The sequence below is a fragment of the Lewinella sp. LCG006 genome (assembly GCF_040784935.1).
Lineage (GTDB): Bacteria > Bacteroidota > Bacteroidia > Chitinophagales > Saprospiraceae > Lewinella.
Window position 1 is genome coordinate 4,374,834 of sequence record NZ_CP160680.1, and the last position, 23,575, is coordinate 4,398,408.

At 46.8% G+C, this 23,575-nt stretch carries 19 protein-coding genes; 12 read left to right on the forward strand and 7 right to left on the reverse strand.

Annotated elements, in window-relative coordinates; translation table 11 throughout:
* The 4 genes from AB0L18_RS15730 to AB0L18_RS15745 all read left to right on the forward strand — a co-directional run bounded on the left by AB0L18_RS15730 (position 1) and on the right by AB0L18_RS15745 (position 2,484).
* Positions 1-369, forward strand: coding sequence for a hypothetical protein (locus tag AB0L18_RS15730; RefSeq protein WP_367388258.1), 369 nt, complete (start codon positions 1-3; stop codon positions 367-369).
* Positions 370-381: 12 nt separating this feature from the next.
* Positions 382-795, forward strand: coding sequence for a hypothetical protein (locus AB0L18_RS15735; RefSeq protein ID WP_367388259.1), 414 nt, complete (start codon positions 382-384; stop codon positions 793-795).
* Between the two features lie 195 nt (positions 796-990).
* The gene (locus tag AB0L18_RS15740; RefSeq protein ID WP_367388260.1) at positions 991-1,545 is read left to right on the forward strand and encodes a YceI family protein; all 555 of its coding nucleotides are present in this window, start codon (positions 991-993) and stop codon (positions 1,543-1,545) included.
* A 60-nt stretch (positions 1,546-1,605) separates the two neighbouring features.
* Positions 1,606-2,484, forward strand: coding sequence for a DUF5777 family beta-barrel protein (locus AB0L18_RS15745; protein ID WP_367388261.1), 879 nt, complete (start codon positions 1,606-1,608; stop codon positions 2,482-2,484).
* A 2-nt stretch (positions 2,485-2,486) separates the two neighbouring features.
* Here the strand turns inward: AB0L18_RS15745 and AB0L18_RS15750 are convergent, their stop codons facing one another.
* Complete coding sequence (locus tag AB0L18_RS15750; RefSeq protein ID WP_367388262.1) at positions 2,487-3,224, reverse strand: phosphatase PAP2 family protein; 738 nt, start codon at positions 3,222-3,224, stop codon at positions 2,487-2,489.
* A 286-nt stretch (positions 3,225-3,510) separates the two neighbouring features.
* The gene (locus AB0L18_RS15755; RefSeq protein WP_367388263.1) at positions 3,511-4,980 is read right to left on the reverse strand and encodes an ArnT family glycosyltransferase; all 1,470 of its coding nucleotides are present in this window, start codon (positions 4,978-4,980) and stop codon (positions 3,511-3,513) included.
* 116 nt (positions 4,981-5,096) lie between these two features.
* Here AB0L18_RS15755 and AB0L18_RS15760 point away from each other — a divergent pair, with 116 nt between their 5' ends.
* The 5 genes from AB0L18_RS15760 (at position 5,097) to arsB (ending at position 11,880) form a co-directional block, all read left to right on the forward strand.
* Entirely contained in the window at positions 5,097-7,730 is a 2,634-nt protein-coding gene (locus AB0L18_RS15760; protein WP_367388264.1) for a glucosidase, read from the forward strand.
* A gap of 277 nt (positions 7,731-8,007) precedes the next feature.
* Positions 8,008-9,312 carry an IS4 family transposase gene (locus AB0L18_RS15765; protein ID WP_367388265.1) on the forward strand — a complete coding sequence of 435 codons (1,305 nt, stop codon included), beginning with the start codon at positions 8,008-8,010 and terminating at the stop codon, positions 9,310-9,312.
* Positions 9,313-9,619: 307 nt separating this feature from the next.
* Positions 9,620-9,952, forward strand: coding sequence for an ArsR/SmtB family transcription factor (locus AB0L18_RS15770; RefSeq protein WP_367388266.1), 333 nt, complete (start codon positions 9,620-9,622; stop codon positions 9,950-9,952).
* Positions 9,953-9,970: 18 nt separating this feature from the next.
* On the forward strand, positions 9,971-10,630 hold the full coding sequence (locus tag AB0L18_RS15775) for a low molecular weight phosphatase family protein (RefSeq protein WP_367388267.1): 660 nt from the start codon (positions 9,971-9,973) through the stop codon (positions 10,628-10,630).
* 206 nt (positions 10,631-10,836) lie between these two features.
* Positions 10,837-11,880, forward strand: coding sequence for an ACR3 family arsenite efflux transporter (arsB, locus tag AB0L18_RS15780; RefSeq protein ID WP_367388268.1), 1,044 nt, complete (start codon positions 10,837-10,839; stop codon positions 11,878-11,880).
* A 44-nt stretch (positions 11,881-11,924) separates the two neighbouring features.
* Here the strand turns inward: arsB and AB0L18_RS15785 are convergent, their stop codons facing one another.
* The 3 genes from AB0L18_RS15785 to AB0L18_RS15795 all read right to left on the reverse strand — a co-directional run bounded on the left by AB0L18_RS15785 (position 11,925) and on the right by AB0L18_RS15795 (position 13,765).
* Positions 11,925-12,326 carry a thiol-disulfide oxidoreductase DCC family protein gene (locus tag AB0L18_RS15785; RefSeq protein ID WP_367388269.1) on the reverse strand — a complete coding sequence of 134 codons (402 nt, stop codon included), beginning with the start codon at positions 12,324-12,326 and terminating at the stop codon, positions 11,925-11,927.
* A 253-nt stretch (positions 12,327-12,579) separates the two neighbouring features.
* Positions 12,580-13,512 carry a T9SS type A sorting domain-containing protein gene (locus AB0L18_RS15790; RefSeq protein WP_367388270.1) on the reverse strand — a complete coding sequence of 311 codons (933 nt, stop codon included), beginning with the start codon at positions 13,510-13,512 and terminating at the stop codon, positions 12,580-12,582.
* Positions 13,513-13,516: 4 nt separating this feature from the next.
* Positions 13,517-13,765, reverse strand: a complete 249-nt coding sequence (locus AB0L18_RS15795) for a hypothetical protein (protein WP_367388271.1) — start codon at positions 13,763-13,765, stop codon at positions 13,517-13,519.
* A 288-nt stretch (positions 13,766-14,053) separates the two neighbouring features.
* On the opposite strand from AB0L18_RS15795, the gene AB0L18_RS15800 reads away from it, so the two are divergent.
* The 3 genes from AB0L18_RS15800 (at position 14,054) to AB0L18_RS15810 (ending at position 18,662) form a co-directional block, all read left to right on the forward strand.
* Entirely contained in the window at positions 14,054-16,237 is a 2,184-nt protein-coding gene (locus AB0L18_RS15800) for a CHAT domain-containing protein (protein WP_367388272.1), read from the forward strand.
* A gap of 349 nt (positions 16,238-16,586) precedes the next feature.
* Complete coding sequence (locus tag AB0L18_RS15805; protein ID WP_367388273.1) at positions 16,587-17,405, forward strand: hypothetical protein; 819 nt, start codon at positions 16,587-16,589, stop codon at positions 17,403-17,405.
* A 315-nt stretch (positions 17,406-17,720) separates the two neighbouring features.
* Positions 17,721-18,662, forward strand: a complete 942-nt coding sequence (locus AB0L18_RS15810; protein WP_367388274.1) for a hypothetical protein — start codon at positions 17,721-17,723, stop codon at positions 18,660-18,662.
* Between the two features lie 148 nt (positions 18,663-18,810).
* Here AB0L18_RS15810 and AB0L18_RS15815 read toward each other — a convergent pair whose 3' ends face one another.
* Together AB0L18_RS15815 and AB0L18_RS15820 are read right to left on the reverse strand one after the other, a co-directional pair.
* The gene (locus AB0L18_RS15815; RefSeq protein WP_367388275.1) at positions 18,811-20,238 is read right to left on the reverse strand and encodes a SusD/RagB family nutrient-binding outer membrane lipoprotein; all 1,428 of its coding nucleotides are present in this window, start codon (positions 20,236-20,238) and stop codon (positions 18,811-18,813) included.
* 10 nt (positions 20,239-20,248) lie between these two features.
* Complete coding sequence (locus AB0L18_RS15820) at positions 20,249-23,422, reverse strand: SusC/RagA family TonB-linked outer membrane protein (protein ID WP_367388276.1); 3,174 nt, start codon at positions 23,420-23,422, stop codon at positions 20,249-20,251.
* Between the last annotated feature and the right edge of the window lie 153 nt (positions 23,423-23,575).

Below are 23,575 nucleotides of genomic sequence, written 5' to 3' on the forward strand. Positions count from 1 at the left end.
ATGTTAAAGTCATCATCATTACTGTTCTTACTGAGCCTGACTTGGTTGGCCACCGCTTGTTACTACGATGTGGAGGAAGAACTTTACCCCACACTGGAATGCCTGACTGATAATGTCAATTACAGCGAGGAGGTACTGTCCATCATTACAACCAATTGCTACAGTTGCCATAATGCTGCTTCCAATTTTGGCAATATCACCCTGGAAGGGTATGCCGCACTAAAAGTTCAGGTAGACAATGGGAAGCTGCTCAAAGTCATCCGCCATGAAGCAGGGGTTTCCCCTATGCCGAAAAATCAACCACAAATGGTTGCCTGCGATATTGCAAAGATTGAAGCTTGGGTCGCCGCTGGCGCTCCTAATAATTAACTCAAACTATCTATGAAAAATATCATTAAATATGGCCTTTTGTTGGCTGTGATCGGTGCTGTGATCGGTGTTTATATGTGGAACAAACCCCACGAAAATATGGATCACGCCAAGACGGATGTCGAAATCTCAGCAGGTGAATTGTTTAAGGCTTTCGCCGAAAATGAAGCTCAAGCCAACGAGGACTATCTTGATAAAGTAATTGCCGTTGCCGGAAAGGTGCGCGAAGTAAGTAAATCGCCAGAAGGCATCGTGAAGGTAACGCTTGATAGTGGCGACGAAATGTTCGGTGTCATCTGTCAGCTCGACGAACTCAGCGATCATCAGCGTACTGATTTTCAGCCTGGAGAATCGGTAACCTTTAAAGGAAAATGTACCGGAATGCTCATGGATGTCGTCCTGGTACGTTGTGTAGAAGTAAAATAACGTGAGGCTTGCCTTTTTGTGTACCTAAAAGTCACAAAATGAGAAGGCAAGCCTCACTGTACGAGGTACTTAGTATAGGGTATAGGGATTTTTGATAGACTCAGATTTGACGACATACCAAAGTGCCAAGTACCTTTTACCCGTACAATAAAATTTCCCCAAACTGCCGTGTAAACGGAAAAAATCATCAAACCAATGCAAAAGTTCTTTTTTCTTTTAGCCACTATGCTCCTTATTGGAGGTACTGTAAATGCGCAAAAGTATTTTACCCGCGAAGGTAAAGTCACTTTTACTTCGGAAGCTCCCGTGGAAAAAATCGAAGCAGTTAATCAATCTGCAACGGCTATCCTGGATACCGAGAGCAGCCGGATGGAATTTGCCATCTTGATTAAAGCTTTTCAGTTCGAAAAAGCTTTGATGCAGGAGCATTTTAACGAAAACTACATGGAAAGTAGCACCTTTCCGAAGGCTACTTTCAAAGGACAGATCGACGACGCCAGCAAGGTGAATTGGGGTAAAGACGGCAGCTACCCCGTTACCGTGAGCGGAGATATGACGATCCACGGAGTAGCCCAAAAACTAACCGCCCCGGGTACGATTACCATCAAAGGGGGCGCTATTGCTGCAAAGTCTACTTTTACGGTAGCAGTGGCAGATTACGAAATTGAAATTCCTTCAGTGGTTGCCGAAAACATCGCTAAGGAAGTAACGATCGCTGTCGATGTACAACTTGCTCAACTGAACAAGTAATGTCGTACCAGGGGCTACCAGGATAATTACACTCGGTAGCCCCTATTTTAATTTTATATCATGAAGAACTGGATAATACTTCTTGTTTTCTGTTGCTTTGGATGGTCTGCTTACAGCCAGGATGATCTGCTCGATTTGCTGGGGGAAGAAGAAACAACCGATTACGCCACTGCTGCTTTTAAAACCAATCGGGTTATCAACCTCCATAGTTTAGAGAGCACTTCGGCAGGTGTACTCGATATCAAAATATCTCACCGCTTTGGGATGCTCAACAGAGGGGCTTATGACCTTTTTGGGCTAGACAATGCAACCATTCGTATCGGTGCTGATTATGGTATCACCAACCGCCTGACGGTGGGTTTTGGTCGCAGCAGCTATGAAAAAACCTTGGACGGATTTGTGAAGTACAAATTTCTCCGCCAAAGCTCAGGAAAAAGAGTAATGCCCATTACTGCCGCCTTATTTGCCAGTACCGCGGTACAGGGCTTGCGTTGGGCCAACCCCGATCGGGAAAATTATTTCTCCTCTCGCCTTACCTATACTTACCAGTTGATTTTTGGTCGTAAATTCAGTGATAATTTTAGTCTCCAGTTTTCGCCTACCGTGGTGCACCGCAACCTCGTCAAGTACAGCATAGAAGCCAACGACGTATATGCTGCCGCAATGGCTACCCGCATCAAGCTGACCAAGCGAATGGCGATCAATGCCGAATACGTCTATTTATTACCGGATCAGCTTGTCCCCGGCTACCGGAATAGCCTCAGCATTGGTTTCGACATCGAAACTGGCGGGCACGTTTTTCAGCTCCATTTTACCAATAGTACCTCCATGATTGAAAAAGGCTTCATCACCGAAACCAGTGGTGATTGGCTTGATGGAGGTATTCATTTTGGCTTCAATGTGAGTCGGGTGTTTACGGTACGTAAGCCGCGGCATTAGGTTTAAAAATCATAATTCAAGTACAAGCCTCCCATACCGGGAGCGATCGATAAATTTTTTCTTTTAGGCTGTATTTTATGAAGGGTAGGAACGAGGTAACCAACTGCACCTCCTACCAGGTACCCAACCAGCACATCGCTAGGGTAGTGCCTACCTGCTCTAATCCGCAAGTAGCCCGTGAGCGCCGGCAAGGCAGCAGCCATTCCCCATACGTAGGGTTTTAGTTTACTTTGTGGATAGTAATCGGCAAAGACACGGGCCACGAAAAAGCTTGCTGTAGCGGTACTACTCGTATGGCCGGAGAAAAAAGAAGACCGATCATTGCTGTTGAGGATCTGCGTGCTGGGAAAATTTTCCTCAAAAATATAGGGCCTTGGACGTAGTGCTGCTACCTTCACCAAATCGGTAATTCCCTGGTTGATCAGCATGGTTTCGATATAAAGGAAGCCAATGGTGCTAATATCCCGGCGGCTTTCTTTACCCGCTAGCAAAAGTACGGGCAAGCCCAGTGCGGTGAACAGGGTCTGGTCACTTAAATTCTTAGCTGTTGAAGAATTATAACCCAAACCCATTTTGTCAAATCCAGTTAAATTCGGCTGTTTTGCTTCACTAGCGGTTATTGAAGGTATACGCTCGTGGAGAAAAAAAGCACCAACGGTTCCCACCAATCCACTCCCCGAATAAATGATCTCTCGCTTAAGGGAAAGATAATACGGTCCTCTTTCATTTTGTGCGGTCAAACCCGTGGCTTGTAAATAAATGCAAAGCCATAAAACGTAAAATTTTCTGTAACCCATGGTAGCCAATATCTGTGTAAGAAATTATCTGCTAGATGAAATCGTTTGGGGTTGAATGCTTAAGACGTGGCTTGGACTTCAGTCCGAGCGGGAAGATATTGCGATTGTGGCCGGACTGAAGTCCAGCCTACGCTTTTCCAACCAAACGATTTCATCTAGCGCCAGAAATTATCTGTGATTGATAATTTACTATAAATATCGGAATTGATTCTGTAGAAACATTGGAGTGCTACTGCCTCTGATAATTTCGGCACTCAAAAACCCAAAACTTGCGCTGAATATCGCCATTGTCGGCTTCTATAATGATAGGGGCTAATTGAATGACGGTGTCAAAATGTTCCGTTAGTAGAGAAGGGATTTCCGCCAGCGTATCAGCAGATTTCATCCGCTTATCGGAATCCAGGTAGAAGGCATCTTGGCCTTTGAGGAAATCCAACTGCGGGTTAACGACCTCAAACTGAAAGCCTGGCTCTCCGATGACATTTCCGGCGTAGACCGGCTCATCGAGATAAAAATTCAGGATAGCTGTCGTTTTGTACCCATCATTGGAAAAAACAAAATGATCAGGGTGTGCTGCTTGTAAAGTTGCTACTTCAGTGGCCAGTTGTTCCCAACCAAACCAGGTGTCGTCGGATTTAAGAATGATCGGATAATAGATGACTTGGTAGAGCGCTACCAGGTGCAAGGCCAGTGCAAACCCCAGCTGGTAATTTAAGATGCGCTTGCCTAAATAATGGCCTGCTAGAATGATGGCCGCGATGTAGCCCGGCATCATCCAGTTGAGTTTTACCCAATAGAAAAAAGAAACAGCAAAGAAAAAGCCCAGCAGTGGCAGGGAGAAAGCCAGCAGGAAGAGTTGCTTGCCATCGGGCAAACGCCATTTGCCAAAAATTTCTTGTCCGACCTTCGTAAGCGTAATGAGTAGGCCGATAAAAAGTGGAGGTAAGAGGATCAGAATCTGGGTACCCAGATTGCCTAAAAGGTATTTGGATCGGAAGGATAGCTTCATGATGGTGCTCGCCCGATCGGAAGATTGGAAGAGGAGCGAAACCCACTCGTTTTGGGCATTCCACAGTAGTACCGGCGTACAACCTATCACAAAAGAAAGCAACAACCAAAGCATTGATCGGGAAAGAAGCAGGTGGCGGTATTGGGAAGAAAGGAGCAGGAAGAAGAAGACCCCAAAGAGGAGAAACAGCGCGGTGTATTTACTGTCAAAGGAAAGCCCCATCAAGAGGCCTGCCAAGGCCCAAAGGCCTTCTTTTTGTTCGAAAACAGCTTTACAAAACACCAGCAAAGTCAGCGTCCAAAAGAACATCAATGGGATGTCTGGCGTCGTATTGATGGATAAAATCGTTACAAACAAGGTGCTGCCAAAAAACAAGGTCGCCTTTAGGGCCCGCTCTTTTTCGAGAAAGTATTTGCTGAGGTGGAAAAAACTTATTAGCGTACCCAGCGTTACGAGAAAATCAGTGATTTTGATGGCCACAACACTCTTGCCAAAGAGCAAAGAAAAGAAATGTAGCATGTAAGCAACCATCGGAGGGTGGTCGAAATACGATAAGGCCAAATGCTCAGAATAATAGTAATAATAGGCATCCTGGGGCATCAAGCCCATGGTTTGCGTAAGCAACAACCGAAGCAAATACAAGCCAATAAAAGCAATAAGTATCCCTTTGTTTTTTAATGCTAGTTCCATACTGTCCCTTAAAAATGAGTACAAAGAGACGAAGAAAAATTGGAGAAACCTTGGGGGATTGAAAAAAAACGCCGTGAAGGGAAAATTGGTAACTTTAGTTTTTATACAGAACAACCATGAACACTGCAGAGCACAAACGACTCAAAGAAAACTATTCCGGTACCAAAGATTGGCTTAAATGGGGGCCTTATCTGAGCGAACGCCAGTGGGGTACCGTACGCGAAGATTACAGTCCGCGAGGCGATGCCTGGAATTATTTCCCTCATGAGCAGGCCCGCAGCAGAGCTTACCGTTGGGGCGAAGATGGCCTGGCGGGTTTTTCTGATCGCTATTGTAATATCTGCTTTAGCATCGCACTCTGGAACGGAAAAGATGACATTCTCAAAGAACGCTTGTACGGCCTCACTGGCCCACAGGGCAACCATGGTGAAGATGTCAAAGAGCTTTACTACTACCTGGATAATACCCCCTCGCACGCGTACCAAAAGCAGTTGTACAAATACCCTCAGCAGCAATTCCCTTATGAGCAACTCCTTGCCGAAAATGCGAAACGTGGCTTAAAAGACCTGGAGTACGAGCTTTTGGACACGGGCATTTTTGCCAACAACGAATACTTTGATGTCTTTACCGAATACGCCAAAGCCGATAGTGAAGATATGCTGATCAAAATCACTGTGAGTAACCGCGCCGATCAGCCTGCTCAGTTAGACTTGTTGCCAACCCTGGTGATGCGCAATCACTGGAGCTTTAGTGGCATGGAAAAGAAGCCGGTCATCAAGAAGCAAAGCCAGAATGGCCAGTCGTTTGTCAGTATTGATCACGAATATGTGGGCGGCAGGTATTACCTCTATTTTGAGCCAGCACAGCGGCTATTGTTTACAGAAAATGAAACCAATACGGAAGTTGTTTCTAAAATACCCAACGACCATCCACGTAAAAAAGACCTTTTTCACGAGGCGGTAGTCTGTCAGGATTTTTCCCTTGCTACCAGTAAAGAAGAAGGGACTAAATTTGCCCCTCACTATGTCCTTGAGCTGTCGGCTGGCGAAACGAAAACCGTCTGTTTACGACTTTCTCACCAACCTCACGACCAACCCTTTGGAGCTGCATTCGAGGAAGCTTTCACCCAGCGGAAAAAGGAGAGTGACCAGTTTTATGAACAGTTGACCAAAGGGCTGGATGCCGAAGAAGCCGCTATTCAAAGGCAAGCTTTTGCGGGCTTATTGTGGACAAAACAGTACTACAATTACGATGTGGAACGCTGGCTGGAAGGAGATGACAAAATCGCTAAATCTCCTCCCGAGCGCCTGGCTGGCCGTAATAGCAACTGGAAAACCTTGCGAATTCATGATATCCTTTCCATGCCCGATGCCTGGGAATATCCCTGGTTTGCCGCCTGGGACTCCGCTTTTCATTGCCTTACTTTCGCGATGATCGACCCCGAATTCGCTAAGCAGCAGCTACTGCTCTTTACCAAAGAGTGGTACATGGCACCCAATGGGCAGATACCGGCCTACGAGTGGTCGTTTAGTGATGTCAATCCACCCGTACAAGCTTGGGCAGCCATCAATATTTACCAAATAGAACAAAAGCAGACCGGTAAGGGAGATGTGAAATTTCTCAAACGCATGTTCAACAAATTAGCGCTCAATTTTACCTGGTGGGTCAATCAATTAGATCGTAGTCAAAATAATGTTTTTGAAGGAGGCTTCTTAGGTTTAGATAACATTGGGGTCTTTGATCGTAGCAATGACATTCCTGGTGGCGGCACCTTAGAGCAGGTCGATGGTACCTCCTGGATGGCTTTATATTGCCTGAATATGCTGGAGATGAGCCTCGAAATAGCCTTGTACGACGATACTTACGAAGACATGGCTACCAAGTATTTTGGTCACTTTGTCTTCATTGCTGAGGCACTTAATATCATCAGTCAGGAATACGCAAGTACTTGGGACGAGCGGGAAGGATTTTTCTACGATAAGCTCATTTTACCCAGTGAGGAGGTGGTACCCATCAAAATACGCTCTATCGCAGGCTTGTTGTCCTTGGCCGCAGTGTTGACCATCAAGCGAGAAACCCTTAAGGCATTGCCACGCTTCCAGCAAAGTGTCATTTGGTTTAGGGAACATCGCATGGAAAACCTCAAGTATCCGGTTATCCAGAGTTACGCCGAAGGCGATGATCTGCTACTTTCTCTGGTTCCTAAAAAGCGGATGGAAATTTTGATGGCAGCACTGTTGGACGAAAAGGAATTTCTCAGTCCTTACGGTATTCGTTCCTTGTCGAAAATACACGAAACGCCTTATCATCTCAATATTCAGGGGGTAGATTACTCCATTGATTACGAACCCGCCGAAGCCAGTGTTCACCTTTTTGGTGGCAACTCCAATTGGCGCGGGCCGGTATGGTTTCCAATGAATTACCTTTTTATTCAGGCCATTCAGGAGTATTACCACTATTGCGGAGATGAACTCCAATTTGCCTTGCCTACGGGTAGCGAGAATTTGCTGACCCTTGACCAGATTCGTAAAGCGCTCAGCCAACGATTAATCAATATCTTTCTTCCCGATGAGCATGGTCATCGTCCCGTTAATGGCCTTTATACGGAGGCTTATGAGCAGGAACATTTCCGCGATTTAATTCTTTTTTACGAATATTTTCACGGCGAAAACGGGAGAGGAGCAGGTGCTTCTCACCAAACCGGGTGGACGGCGCTTGTCGCAAATTTAATTGCAGAAACTAAGCAGTAAATTAATTTGGCAAAAGCCTGATAAAGAAAGAAGCGAAGCTAATAAAACAAGATAGGCCCCGCCTGCCTGCAGCAGGCAGGGATTTAACGGATTTGACAGATTGACAAGGTTTTAAAATCGGTGATAATCTTGTTCCATCCCTTGTTCGGCGTTGGCTTTGCCTACGTCGGGGTGTAAACTAAAGACGCATTGACGTAGGTGCAACCTTAATGTCGTCAACTTAAGGTATATTAGAATAAAGCTAAAGATGAATCGGACCAAAAAAATACTGTCTATTTTGGAAGAAGAGCTACGAAATGAAGAATTTGCTAGGTGCCACAAGGTCAACGCCAAGGCCTTTAGTCGAAATAGGGTGCTGACGATGGCGACAACGATATTGATATTGGTCAACAACGTGAGTAAAAGTCTGGGAGTTGAGATCAGTAAATTTTTACAGCGTTTTGGCAAATCAGTCGTGAGTAAACAAGCTTTTAGCAAAGCGCGATACAAGCTAAAGGTATCAGCCTTTAAGCACCTCAATAAGTTACTTGTCAGTAATTTTTATAGTATAGGTAACTATCATTTATACAAAGAAAAGTATTTACTGTTATCCAGCGATGGCACGGATTTTCATCTTCCTTGGACGGAAGAAATAGTAGCAGAATTTAGTATGATGGACAATGGAATGAGTGATCAACCTAAATGCTTGGCTAGGTGCATAAAAGTATGGGATGTGCTTAATAGGTTGAGCGTGCAGACACAATTATATGAGTATGAAGCAGCAGAAATAAATATGTTTGCACAAAACTGGGAGGAGATAAAAAAATGGTTGTTACCCAAAATCGAAGCTCCTGTGATATTGTTGGCAGACATGGCCTATCCTGCATTCTGGCTGTTTAACAAATTGAATAACAGTGGTGTATCTTTTTTATTTAGATGCAAAAAAGATTATTGTACTGAAGTCAAAGCATTTATTGCATCTGATGAGGATCATGCCAACTTGCGTTTAGATATGACTAAATATGGACGCAAAAAGAAGCTAAAGTGGATGGGGTTTATCCAAGAGTTTTCTGATTTTCCTGATTTTATAGATGTAAGGATTTATAGAGCCAAAGCAGAATCTGGTAAAGAGGCATATCTGATTACCTCCTTATCGGAGGAAGAGGTATCAAATGATGAGTTATCTGATCTGTACAACCAAAGATGGGGGGTAGAAACCTCAATTGATTTTGACAAAAACAAAACAGAAATAGAAAACTTTGCAGCAAAGTATCCAGAAGGCATCCGCCAGGAATGGCAGGCAGCAACACTAGCCTCCAACATTGCCCAACTTTTGATCAATGACGCTCAGGAAGAATTGGACAAAGAGCAACTCGGAAAGAATAATAAGTATCACTATCAAATCAATAAATCCGTAGCCCTAGGATTGATTAAAAATGAGCTCCCTAAATTTATGATGGGGCAGGAAGACTACGAACAGTTCTACAAAAGAATGATCGGATTGATCCGAAGATATAAAGAGCCAGTCAGGCCCGGAAGGAGCTATGCACGAAAGCGAAAACATAAGCACAAATACCCAATGAATATGCGTAGGGTGTCTTAAGTTGACGACATTAAGGTGCAACCTACGCCGAAGGTTAGAATTTATAACTATATCCCAATCTCACGACCTGTATTTTGTAATAATCATCGTTGGTACAGCTAAAGCCTTGCCCTTGGATGGTAATCGCATAAGAAAGAGAGATACAAAGGATTTGGAGGGTAGATCATGAAAGGATGGTCTTGAGCAAGAAAAATAAGTGATGGATCATGTTCAGTAGTTAACACAAAGTTAAACTAAGAAATTGGAGAAAATTTGGAGTTGGTAAAATTATTCATCGTAATATTGCAATATATAATTCAAAATAAAAATGGGCCTCACCAAAACCGAAAATTTCACCGATCAGCAAAACGAACTGGCAACCATCGCCAAGGCAATCGGGCATCCCGGTAGGGTCGCAATTTTGCAACACCTGCTCAAGGTGGATGCTTGTATTTGCGGTGACCTGGTCGCCGAAATACCTCTTGCGCAGCCGACTATTTCACGGCACCTACAGGAACTCAAGGCGGTGGGGATTATCAAAGGGAGTATCACGGGTACCAGCGTTAATTACTGCATTGATGCTGCTCGCTGGCGCGAAATACAAGCACTGCTCAATGGCCTCTTCAATACTTATGTATCCGATCAGGATTGTAATTGTTAACCACTACAAATAATACTTGTGCAACACGAGACAAAACCATCCTCGTTGGGTGCTCCATTGTTGGAGAGCGTGCAGCGACTAACGGAGGAGTTGCTCGCCGAGGCGGCACTGATCCCTAAGGCGAGGAAAGAACTATTAAACCAGTTAACCAATTATTTGGTGCAAAAAAACGAGGCCAAGCAGCCCATCTCCCTTAATTTCATCTGCACCCACAATTCCCGCCGCAGTCATCTCGGACAAATCTGGGCTGCCACCGCTGCTGCTTATTTTGGGATGACAGATGTCACGACTTATTCTGGAGGTACGGAAAGCACCGCCTTCAATCCCCGGGCCGTCGCAGCGCTGGAACGAGCGGGGTTCCAGATTGAAAATCCAGGTGGGGAAAATCCCCATTACCGCGTTCATTACGCGCTAGATACACCTCCGCTGGTCTGCTTTTCTAAAACCTTTGACGACCCCTCCAATCCTCAAAGTCACTTTGCCGCCATCATGACCTGCTCCGATGCCGATGAAAACTGCCCCTTCATTCCCGGTGTAGATCTTCGCCTCCCCCTCACCTACGAAGACCCCAAAATAGCTGACGATACCCCCGAAGAAGCCGCTCGCTACGAAGAACGCCTCCGCCAAATCGGTCGCGAGATACTGTATGCATTTCAAGGAGCCCATGTGGCAACTTGAGGTCGGAAGTCGGAATTTTTAAACCACACTCCGCACCTAAACAAGGTGTAAAGGTTGGAAAAGTGTAAGGGTGTAAAAGTACCATCAACTGCTCAAGGTCGGAAGTCGGAAGTGGGAATTTTAAACCGCACTCCGCACCTAAAAAGGTGTAAAAGTGTAAGGGTGTAAAAGTACCATCAACCATCAACCATCAACAATCAACCAATATGCGCAAACGCCTATCCTTCCTCGATCGCTACCTCACAGTCTGGATCTTTCTGGCCATGGCTATTGGCGTAGCCCTAGGATATTTGCTTCCGAAAACGGCGGATTTTGTCAATCAATTCTCCATTGGTACGACCAATATCCCCATTGCCATTGGTCTCATCCTGATGATGTATCCGCCATTGGCAAAAGTCAATTACAAAATGCTGCCGCAGGTTTTTAGCAATGTCAAAATTCTCAGCTTATCTCTGCTGCTCAATTGGATCATTGGCCCAGTACTTATGTTTGCGTTGGCGATTATCTTCCTGCGCGATTACCCAGAATACATGACGGGGCTCATTTTGATCGGCTTAGCGCGTTGTATTGCCATGGTGATTGTCTGGAACGACCTTGCTGAAGGCAGCCGTGAATACGGTGCTGGCCTGGTAGCGCTCAATAGTATTTTTCAGGTCTTTTTTTACAGTTTTTATGCTTGGTTGTTCATCACCGTGCTCCCTCCTTATTTTGGTTTCGAGGGAGCCATCGTCGATATTTCTATTGGCACCGTTGCCGAGAGCGTGGCCATTTACCTGGGCATTCCCTTTCTGGCGGGACTACTCAGTCGCATACTACTCGTTCGCGCAAAAGGGGAGGAATGGTACCAGCAAAAATTCATTCCGGCCATCTCTCCCATTACCCTGATCGCGCTGCTTTTTACCATTGTCGTCATGTTTAGCCTCAAGGGAGAATTGATCGTGGCTATCCCGCTAGATGTGCTGCGCATAGCCCTTCCATTGCTTATCTATTTTGGCTTGATTTTTCTCATCAGCTTCTTCATCGGCAAAGCTTTGGGTGCCGATTATCCCCGCAATACCGCTATTGCTTTCACGGCCACGGGCAATAATTTTGAGTTAGCCATCGCTGTAGCCATCGCCGTTTTTGGGCTCAATTCCGGAGAAGCCTTCACTGGAGTCATTGGCCCTCTGGTCGAAGTGCCTGCCCTGATTGCTTTGGTCAATGTTGCCTTTTGGTTGCGAAGAAAATACTACCCCCAGTTGGGCGAGTAGTTTGTTTTGGGGCTGTGCCTTCGTGCTTCTGCGGCTAGAGAAAGTTACAAAAAACGACCTTTCCACTCCGGGCGTGGCATCATGCAGCTTTCTTGTTTGCCAAACCAGCGGTAACGGTTGGCGGCTACCCAGCGGTAGATGGCATCACGCCAGCTACGAGGTACGTATTTGAAGATGCTTACCCAGCCCCAAAATCCCGCCAAGCGCGGAGCTACTCGCAGCGGTACCTCCGAATGGGTGTAGGCCTGTCCGTTTTCAATCAGCACCACCGTATCCATTCCTTCTGTATCAAGGCCATATTCCTCCATCAAAGCACGCCCCTCCTCCGATTGCAAACTCGCAAACTGGAAGATGCCCTCCGGGTCACGCACCAGTATGAACTGCACAAAGCCGTTGCAGAGGTTACAGACGCCGTCAAAGAGTAAAATTGGAAGGGAATGGGGCATGTTGATCATTTTTTATGCGTTAAAAGGTAATTGTTCCGGGTCTACTATTCAACAAATTTCTTGGGCTACGGTTTTGGTCGTCACTAGCTTACAAAAGAACAGATTACGCTACTTATCTTATTTATTTTCAACATATTGATAAATCCTCATGCTCTTAATAGCATCGGTTATCATTTCATTATACATCTCGTCGACTAATTTATTAACCGTACTTGTCAGTTTAATCATATTTGGAACATTGTTGATACGGGAGTTACCTAATGCAAACCCAAGGGAGGTTTTGTATTGGCATATTGTATCCTTCTATTTTAAAAAAGTATAAGCCAGAAGGATATTCATCCATGATATTATCCAGTAAAATTCGATGTTCGCCAGCAGAAAAATGATTGCTTTGACTCAACAAAAGTCTTCCTGAAACATCATATACCCTTAGGGATATTTGGTTTTCAACTTCTATATCCACAAAAACATAACTATCACTTCCTCTTCCTGGGTTAGGAAATATAGTCGCCCAACTATTATCAGCTAATGATGGGAAAGTGGGTTTAGTGTAAATAATAAGTTCGGGTAAATATTCTTCTTGAAGTGGAAAAATTTCACTTGCGTATGCGTGTAAATGGATTTGTTGGTCAGGTAAGGTGTCTACCCCATTTTCCAAGAAAAACATGATCGAATTATCTTCTTTTCTCCAATGGTCTAGATTAACTATTTCGCTAACGACTATAGATAGGTCGGGAGTTCTTAAGAGGTCTCCCTTGTAATCTCTAGACCAAACTCCATTGATTAACCAATTAACGCTGTTTACCGTTCGTGCTCTTTCTTCTATATTCAGAGGGGTGTAATCCAGTGCAGGAGCATTATTGTTTAATTCTCCGTATATCCTGATTGGATAGGTAATAAAATTACCACTTGCGGCTGAGAATTGAATGAATGCAGAATCAATGATTCCACCTTTCTCTAAATTTAAACCAGTGAATCTCACTGCACTAGACGAGGGAATCGTTGTGGTGGTGTTCTGAACAAAACATTCTCCTAATAATAAATTAGTAGCCTCAATGTTTGGGATCAAATACTCGGAACAGCTATATCCATCATCGTAAGAGCTTACCACTTTGTAGGAAAAAGACACCTGAGCGGTTAAACTAGCCGTCAAGAAATAAAAGATAAAGACAAAGTGAATTCTCATTTTACTATGTTTTTAACATTAACCAAAATATCCATACAACAAGGCCAATACTATCTCTCAAGAGGTTTAAATCTTGAATATTTTCACTTTCGTGAAAAACAGTTAACTGGTGCAAGATGAGAGAATCTGTTAACTGCGCAGTAGCGGTATTAAAGCAAACAAAAAATGAAAAACTTAATAGTAAGAGCAAATGAGTGAGCCGATTTTTAGGAGCTACGCTTCTTGAGTCACCGTGAAGAAGTAAAATGCGCATTAACTAAAGGTTTTGTGTAAGAACAGGACAAGCAGGAAACACCTCTCTTTCTACTAAAGAAGCGATACTATTCCAATCGATGTACTTGTAACGTTAAGAAATACAATTCTCTGTATAAATCATTGAATTGTTAACCGAATAGATATGGGAAAAAGCCGATCTCGAAAAAAGATACTCCCTAAACTTCTGATTACCTTTGTGTACTCCAAGCAATGAAGTTATCCAATCAAGTTGAAAGGCATCTGAAAGATTCCTTCCAACTGTTGTCGAAACCACCCCTTCCTACGTATGCGAAGTACCATTTCCTCGTTTTCGTTTGTCCTGCTTAGCCTGCTGCTGTTGGCTACACAATCCGGCTTTGGCCAAAACAGTCCGCAAGCGCGGCAAGCAGAAGACTTGTACGAGCAAATCATGGCAGCCGATGGTTTCAATGAAGCCTTGGGCTACGAAATCCTGGGGGAGATTTATCCAGAATATGAGGTGCTGCAGCAGGCCGACCGCTTGTACGAGCAAGCCATGGCTAGTGATAACCCAGAGGAAATCACGCAGCTTGCCAGCCAATTAGCGAGGGGGCAGTATCGTCCGCTGCGCCAAATGCAAGCCCTTATTCAGCGGCTACGAAGCTTTCCTCCTTCGGATACCATTAATCGGATGTTGGCCGCCGTTTTATTGGATTACAATTACCTACAGGAGGGTGATCAACCTTTGAGTGCTGAAGTATTTCAACTCCTTGGTGCTCCCGACTCGCTCCGTCTTGCCGATCCACTCGACTGGGCCGACCCAGGTTTGGCGCTCGAAGCGTTGCTGCGCAATTATCGTAGCCCTTTACCCGAGCATGCCGATCCAGTAACTTTAGAAAAACGCCTTACTGGGCTGCGTCACTGCCTTGAATTGCTGCATTTCCTCCGACGGGCACGTACTACCGAAGCCGATCGGCTAGCCTTGGCTGCTACTGTTCCTGCCCTGGCGCATCGCGCCATGGCTATCTGTTTACTGCTGCACCAACAAACTCCTACAGCTGGATGGTGGGAAGAAGCCTTTTTGCTGGCCGAACAAGCCAAGTCTACTTTGCTATCTGACCAACTCCAGGGTTACACGGCCGATCGTGGTGACCTTAATTGGCCGCCATTGGGCCAACAACTACGGCTGGCCCGGCAATTGGCGACCCAATCGGGTAGTTTTTTTGAGCAGCCCCAACGCTTGCGTGAACTTGTCGATCAGCAGCTGCCCCAACTCAGTGATTGGCCACCAGCACCATCCGTACAACTTTCGCTGGCCGCAGTGCAAGCGCAACTGCGCGAACAGAAAACTTTGCTCATCAGCTATTTCTTGTTGGGAGACGAAGGCATCGTCTTTCACCTCGATGGTGAGCAAGTACAGATTGATCATTTTTATTGGAATAAGGAAACCCAAACAGCCCTGCAGCATTTTCAATCGGAGATGAATGGACAAGATTTTCTCCGGGAGCCTACTGCGGCTTACCAGCGCTATACCAAAGCTGCATATTGGTTGTATGAAAACGTTTTGCTCCGTCCTGTACTCCGCCACCATCGGCAGTCTGCACCACAAAAACTGCTCTTGCTGCCCGATGGAGCACTTTGGGATCTACCGTTCAGTGCTTTACTCAGCCGTCAGGCGCCGGAAGGTGAGCCATCCTATAGCCCTGGGCAGCTGGATTACCTGGTTGAAGATTACGAGTTGATCTCTGCTCCTTCTGCGCTTGCCTGGTTAGGTAAGAGCAACTCGGCTTTGCCTCTCCATGTAGCGGCTTTGGCTCCGGAATTTGATGGCAATGCGCTGGCTAATCGAGCCGCTTGTGTCAGCCCATTACCCGCCCTCCACCATAGTATGGAGGAGGTAGAGGCCATCATCAACCGCGTCAGCGGGCAGCTCTTTTTAGGCAACGATGCTCGGCTACAGGCACTTACGGGTAGCCGCGATAAATTTACGGTTTGGCACCTAGCCACCCATGCTTGTCGCAACCAGGATGATCCCAGCCTCTCGGCCTTGATCTTGCAAGACGGCAGTCTCACCGCCACCCAAATAGCTGACTTGCCGCTGCAATTGCAGTTGGTGGTACTAAGCGCTTGTGAAACACAGTCGGGTCCTTACCGCCCCGGTGAAGGGGTACTCAGCCTTGGCAGGGCTTTTCTACAAGGCGGAGCTCAGGCCCTCATCGGTAGCCTTTGGCCGGTTTCCGATGCCGCTACGGCGGAACTCATGCCCCTTTTTTATGATGCGCTAGCGGCAGGCCAATCCAGTAGTGCCGCTTTACAGCAAGCCCAGCTCAGTTACCTCGCCCAACAAGATCGGCTCAGTGCCCACCCTCATTACTGGGCCAGCTTTGTCCTCGTTGGTCAGGATCAGCGATTTTCAAGGGGTAGCTGGACATCTTATGGTAGGTATGTGTTGGGAGGAATCTTTTTGGTTTTTCTTATCTTTGTACTCGTTCCTCGTAGGAGTACTCGCTAAAGCTCGCGGTAGTGATAACCGCGATCCCGATTTGTCGGGAGAGCACCACCACGAATCCCGAGTATTCGGTATGAGTACCCTCGCGATCCCGATTTGTGGGGAGAGTACTACCATGAATCCCGAGTATTCGGGATGAGTACCCCTACGAGCGCAGCGAGCTATACCCGGCACTAAGTGGTTTGGGAATATTATCGCAACGTCATTTTTTGCTCTGCCAAGGCGAAAAACGTAGGCGAAGCCTAAGCTTCGGCGAGGCTTTTTAACGCAGTCAGAGCAAAAAAGGACAAGTGAGAATGTCCCAGACCACTTAGTAACGGGTATAAAACAATTTTTAATAAACACATTCACCTTGTCCTCTTTCTTCTCCAGCCAGCGATTAATGTTGGTCGTGCTACTCCTGCTCGGATGCCAGCAGTTGGCCAGCTCGCAATCACGGATTGGTGTCCTCAATTTTCGTTGTGGGGGACTACAGCCTACATTTAGAGATTATCTTCTAGGCCCAACGGGGGCTGATGCTTCAGATTGTAAAGCACTCCAGGATGCGGTGATGGCGGCACTTTATGCAGATGAGCGGGTGCAGTTGATCGCCCATTCCGAACAGGAAGCGGTAGCTGCTGAGCGGGATCTACAACGCGACGAAGACTTTCTGGAAGGGTATGTGGTAGACCAGTGGGCGGTGCAAGGTGTTGAGTATTTTCTTACCGGTTATATTTCCATCAGTGGACAAAAAATCAACCTGACGTTTCTCCGAGCAGCCGACCAAAGGCCTGTTATTCAGGAGGAGTTGTCCTTCAATGCGGGGCTTTTAAGCAAACCGGAAGATCGTAAGGCATTGGTGCTTACAGGGCTTCAGCGGATGCTTACCAAGTTGTTTCCAGCAGAAATACCACTGGTGAAAGTGCTCAGTGGTTCTAAGAGCAAAGCGCGAACGATCCTCATTGCGGGAGGTACCAAGCAAGGCTTTCGTCGTCATCAGGAATTGTCGGTAAAGACCATGGTCATAGAAAACAATCAGGGCGAAGTTCGGACACGCGCCGTTCGCATTGCCAGTATTGTTGTGGAAGAGGTGGAGAGTGAGCATTTTAGTCGCTGCGTGATCATGTCTGGTGGTCGGGAAATCCGCGAAGCACTGGATAATGGGCAGGAGGTGTTTGTTGAGGTATTGTAGCGTACGGAGGGAATCAGAGGACGCTTTCAGGATGCTCCAAATAATAGAGTTGTTCTGCTGGGGGCTGTTTTAGCGAAAGCGCTAAAATTTTCTTCTGGGCAAGGCAGATTTTGCAGCCGAACCTGCCTGCAAGGCCAGCTTGCTGGCAGGCAGGTGCGGGCACCACGTAGTAGCCGCGAAGCGAATTCGGCGAAAAATCTAACGCAGCTCAGGATAAAATTTTTCGCTTGCAGCAAAACTTGTCCCAGCAGAACAACTCTAATAAGTGACGGATCAAAAATGGAATAAGTTATTTCCGTCAAATTACTAAGTAGAATGGTTAGATCATCGTTAATTTTCCTTTGCTGTTTCCTGATGTCAAGGTGGGTATCCGGCCAGGACAACCAGTTGCTGGACACCTTCAGCAGGGATAAAATTCCGGTACTGGTGGAACCAATGCTCTTTCCTGGCGATGTGCCGAGGGGTGTGGTAGATAGGGTTCAGCAAATTGCTTTTCTTTCCTTGGAACGCCATTGGCACTACCAGGTCATCAATCATTCCCAGAAGGAAAACAAAGGGGAAATTGATCCTGAATACATTTTTCAGCTTAGCATGGATCCACTGGTGGATGATTTGAGCCAGAGCGACGGGGTAGATTCTCTGGGGAGACTTACCCGCACCAACTACTCGCTCGCCGGAGGGCTTAGTTTCAATTTGCGGGTCACCAATATTGTCACTGGTGAGCTTAAATACAGCCGCGAAGTGAAATGCGTTGCGCGTGCTCATGGTCGTAAGAATTTCCAGGCGCGGAATTTCGTCTTTGACTACGGAAGAAACCCCGACTGGAAATTCGTCAAAACGTATCCATTCCCCAGTTCTCCGCAGGAGGAAGCTGCGATTATTCAGGAACAAAAAAACAAACTTCTACTAGACGCTTTGGACGCTTTTCCCGGTGTTTGGAACAAAGCTCTTTCCGAGATTTTTCCCTGCCCCATTCACTTGACGGAGGTACTGGCAGGTAAGAAGAAAAAACCAGCCCAGATCAAAATCGACGCTGGTGAGGATCAAGGCATCAGCAAAGGTAGCCCACTTGAACTCTATACCTACAATGTGTACCAAGCGATGGGCCAAACCTTTGTCAGGGAACAAAAACTGGCGACTTTCTATCCTACCGAAATTTACGAGCACCAAACCAATGGTTATATCTACGGTGGCCGCAAGGAAGTAGGCCAAGCACTGGAACAGGGAAAGACCGTCTTTTTAAGGTTTAAGGACTAGGCCGTACTTCGTTGAAGAGGTTTATCTCTCCTTATCTTGATACACGATGATAAAAAAAAGGTCGCCCCGCTCAGCGAGGCGACATCCTATTCACCATATGCCATTACTTGGCACAAAACATACTTCTTTCGTGTGATTTATCTACACGTTAATCACCATCCCACCAAACTTTGGAGGTGAGGGTAACGCCTGCTGGTACATTGGCAGCGTTGTTGTTCACTTCGGTGTCGGTGTAGATCATCCGGGTAGGGATTTGATTGTAGTCGGCATTCTGTGCTGGTTGAAGATCATCGGGAAAGCCCGTTCGACGAAAGTCGTTGTAAGCTTCAAAGGAACTTAAGAGAAATCCTGCGATGTACTTCTGTTCGATTAAATCCCCAAGCTCAGTGAGTGGGTTGGCGGCCAGATAGTCGTCGATTTCGCTGCTGGTGATCACCGTTTCAAACTCTCCATTTCCTGATAATTGCTCCATGTGGGTACGAATAGCCAATTCATAGGTCGTGGCAGCTTCGGCCGTCTGGCTTGTTCGCCACTGGGCTTCGGCTTTGATGAAAAGCTGTTCTACGTAGGTCATCATCGGAATATCAAGATCGGCATCCAGGTAATAGGCGCCGATGTTGGAAATTTCAGCTAGCGTCTGGGTTGGAACACCGCCGTTGGCATGCCCCAGGTAGATGCCGTCGGTGCCATTTACATCAGCCATGATGGGTAAACGAGGATCATTAAGCCCCTGAAGTTTACTTACAAAGAAATTGCTCATCTGCATAGTATTGGCAAATTTAGCGACCCACTGGTTCCATGGTGCTTCTTGCCCCGGATCATCATTGTACTCAAAGCGGGCTTCCTCCGCTGGGCTCGTCATGGCTTTGTCCAGCGCGGCCAGCGCCAAGTTCGACAAGTTTTGATCGTCAGCACCAGGCGCATTCGTCAAGCGCATATAATACCGAGCCTTCAGCGCGTAGGCAAAGCGAATCCAGGCCGCAGGATCACCGCCAAGCAGTAAATCGCCACCACCGATAGAAATGGGACTTTCCTTACCCAGGGCAGCGATTCCCTCGTCCAGTATTTGCTGGATACCTTCGTAGACCGTCGATTGATCATCAAAGGCCGGTTTGCCATTGTTTTCCCGTAGCAGCGCTTCCGTAAACGGAATGTCTCCCCACCAATCGGTCAACAGAGCGTAGTTGTGAGCCATCAAAATCTTGGCTACGCCAACGTGATGTTCCTGACCAACTTCTTCGCCCAATTCAATCATTTTCTTGGCGTTAATTAAGACACTGGCGTAGGAAGAAAAAGCCCATTCATTGTTACAATCCGAGGTGTTAACCCGGTAAGTGTCGTTGGAGGGTGCTGTCGTATTGTTGGCAATGTGCTGCATCCATTGGGCACCGTAGCGGCTCCAATTGCCTCCCCCCACGAGGTTGTAGGCGGTGGTGGCGGTCATGTCTGCCAGCAGTAAATCCAGATCACCCGGATTTTCAGGTTGGTTGGGGTTAGTATTGATATCGAGGTAATCGTCACAAGCTACCAGGGACAAACCCAGCGCGAGGAGGAAGAGAAATTTTAGCTGTTTCATTGTTCTTGTTTTAGAAGGTTACGTTCAGTGCTACGTTATAGCCCACGGTACCCGGCGTGATGAAATTGTAAAAACCTTGCCCGTTGGCCGAACCGTAGAGGCTGGATTCTGGATCAGCACCCGTAAAATTGGGCGCATTGAGGTAGAGGTTTCTACCCGTAAATGCGATGTTCAAGTCATCAATCAATGTCTTGCCTAGCAGTGATTTAGGTAAACTGTAAGACAAGGTCACCTCGCGCAAACGAACGAAACTGCCGTCCTCTACCAGGTCTTCCATGGCCCGGCCGAAGTTTACGCGCCAGTAATTTTCATCGTAAGGCACTTCAATATTATTGGGGGAACCATCCGCCAATACACCGTTGGGGAAAACGAAGGAATTTTCCCCGGTACGATCTTCGGTTTGCTTGGTGACGCCGTAGAAATTGAGATAGAAATTGTCCAGGTTAAGAATGTCTCCACCCTGGCGGATGTCCAGCAAGCCGAAGAGGGAGAATTTTCCTGTTTTCTCGTTGCCAAAATGGAACGTCGTACGAAGACCCGCAAACCAATCGGGCTGGGTATTCCCAATCACACCTAGGTTAGCAGCAGCACGTAAAGGCAGTCCGTAAGTGCCCGAATTGGGGTCACTATCAATCAATACCTGCCCGGCATCATTGCGCTCATATTGAGAACCCCAGATCACTCCGTAGCCCTGATCGCGGACAATGTAAATTCCAGGATTGGTGAATCCACCCAGACGAATATTATCCACGCCATCCGTAAGGGAAATGACGCGATTGGTGTTTTTGGTAAAAGTGCCGCCAATGTCCCATTGGAAGAAATTGGTTTTTATGGGAGTCACTTCTAGAAGGAATTCTACGCCTTCATTCTGCATAGAACCTGCGTTGACCAGTCGGGATACTGCTCCCGAAGATCCGGCGACTGGTGCCTGGAAAATTTGGTCGTTGGTCGTACGGTCGTAGTAAGTGCCTTCCACATGGATTCTGCTGTTGAAGAAATAAGCTTCCACCCCAAATTCAATTTCCTCAGTTTGCTCAGGTTTCAGTTCAGGATTGCCGATGATATTGCTGATGGTAAAACCATTGGTACCATTGAAAGGAAAGAGAATACTTCCCCGCTGGCCATCACCAATACTTGATTGTGCATACAGGTTGGTCTGGGTAGCGTAAACGGGTGCATCATTGCCCACCTGGGCATAGCCCGCACGTACTTTGAGGAAGGATAGCACTTTGTTGCCTTGCAAACCAGGGATGGCATCGGTAAGCACAAAACTACCTGACACACTGGGGTAGAAATAGCTGCGATTGTCCTTGGGTAGGGTACTCGACCAGTCGTTACGGCCCGTCAAGGTAAGATAAAGGAAGCTCTTGTAACCAATGGTCGCCGAAGCGTAAGCCCCAATTAGCCGCCGCTGGCTATTGCTCTGGCTGGTGGTGATAGTGGCGGCATTCGACAGGTCAAAGAAGTTGGGCACGGCCAGGTTGACGCCTTGCGTGAAAATTCGGTCAGTGGCTCGGTCATTGATTTGATTGCCCACCAACACATCCAGGTTGATGTCATTGAACTGGCGGTTGTAGTTGAGCGTGATATCGTTATTGAATTGGCGGCTATTGATATTGTCTTCGTAAATCCGCCCCGTGGGGAAGGTCCCAATCGTTCCGATCACTTCGCGGTACAGTCGTCGATCAAAGTATACATCAGCACCGAAGCGGTTGGTGAGGCGCAAGCCGTCCATCAACTCGTAGCTGAGGCTGAAATTAGGCAAGAAACGATTGACGTTACTGGTGAGTCGATTATTGTCGACGGTAAAGTAGGGGTTGTTTCTAGCCGTACGGAAAAGACGCTGGGTACCATCCTCATTGAGGTAATCTTGCGGGTTGTCGCCCTGAAGGTTATAGGTAATGGGCGCTGCGTACACTGTCCACATGTAGGATTGCCGGCCATTTCCTTCGGTGACCGTGGTAACATCGGTATTGGTATAGGTAATCCCCGCGCCAATTCGGAGTCGGTCACTCAATTGGGTATTGAACTTGGCTAGCAAGCTATGGCGATCCATGTCGTTGTTGCGAACGATACCTTCCTCAATACGATTGGCATAAGAGAGATAATAATCGCTGGTAGCGTTTCCTCCAGAAATCGATAATGCATTGTCGAAATTTGATCCTTGGCGGAAGAAATCTTCGGCATTGTTGTAGACGGTGACGGGGTTGCCATTGGGGTCGTAATTTCCATCTGCATCCACGCGCAGAGTATCTACAAGAGGGCCCCAGCTGGTAGCAATCTGTTGTGCAGGGTCAGCACCATTAAAGTAAGTACCATTAAGTCCTTGTGCGTACTTGTTTTGCAACTCCGGCAACCTTGCTTCGCTGAAGCCATAGTTGGAGCTGAAAGTAATTTTGGGCTTACTTCCCTGGCTACCACTTTTGGTGGTAATAAGCACGACGCCATTGGCCGCGCGCGAACCGTACAAGGCGGTAGCTGCTGCCCCTTTCAGGATAGTCATGGTCTCTACATTGTTAGGGTCAATGTCTACGGCACGGTTGGTCGTTCCACCAAAAAACAAGGGAGAATCACCGTTGCCGCCACCATTAGCATCGTTTTGGCCACCACCAAAAATTTGGGAATTGTCGACGGGTACACCATCAATCACAAAAAGGGGTTGGTTGTCTCCCAGGAAAGAAGAGTTGCCGCGGATGATGATTCGTGCCGATGATCCGGCCTGCCCTCCTGAAGAAGTAGTTTGAACACCCGATACCCTGCCGCCGATGGCGTTGATAATGTTGGTTTCTCGGTTCTGGGCCAGGGCATCGCCCCCAACTTCTTCAACCGCATAAGTAAGCGCTTTTCGCTCTCGTTCAATCCCGAGCGCGGTGACCACTGCTGTTTCCAGCGTAATGCCTTCTGATAAGACAATATCCATTACCGTACTTGTTCCAAGGGGTACTTCTTTGGGATCGAACCCCGTGTAGCTGTAGATAAGGGCTTCGGCACCTGCTGGCACCCGAATTTCGTAGGCACCATTCAGATCCGTTACGGTTCCGGTGCTGGTACCTTTTACTAAAACACTGGCACCAATCATAGGAGTGCCATCAGATTCTGTCACGGTTCCTGTGACAGTACGTTGGGCCTGGAGTACCAAAAAGGAACTGCAAAACAGGCCAAAAAGCAATAGAATTCGTTTCATAAAAAGTGAGTTTTATTAAAACATCTCATAAGAATCCCTCCCAAAAGATCACAGCGGACCCAGAGGTATATTATCTGACCGTAAAAACAAATGTTTACCCTTGCTCCTGGTGCTTATCGCAACAGAAGGCTAGATGACCATGTGCTTGATCAT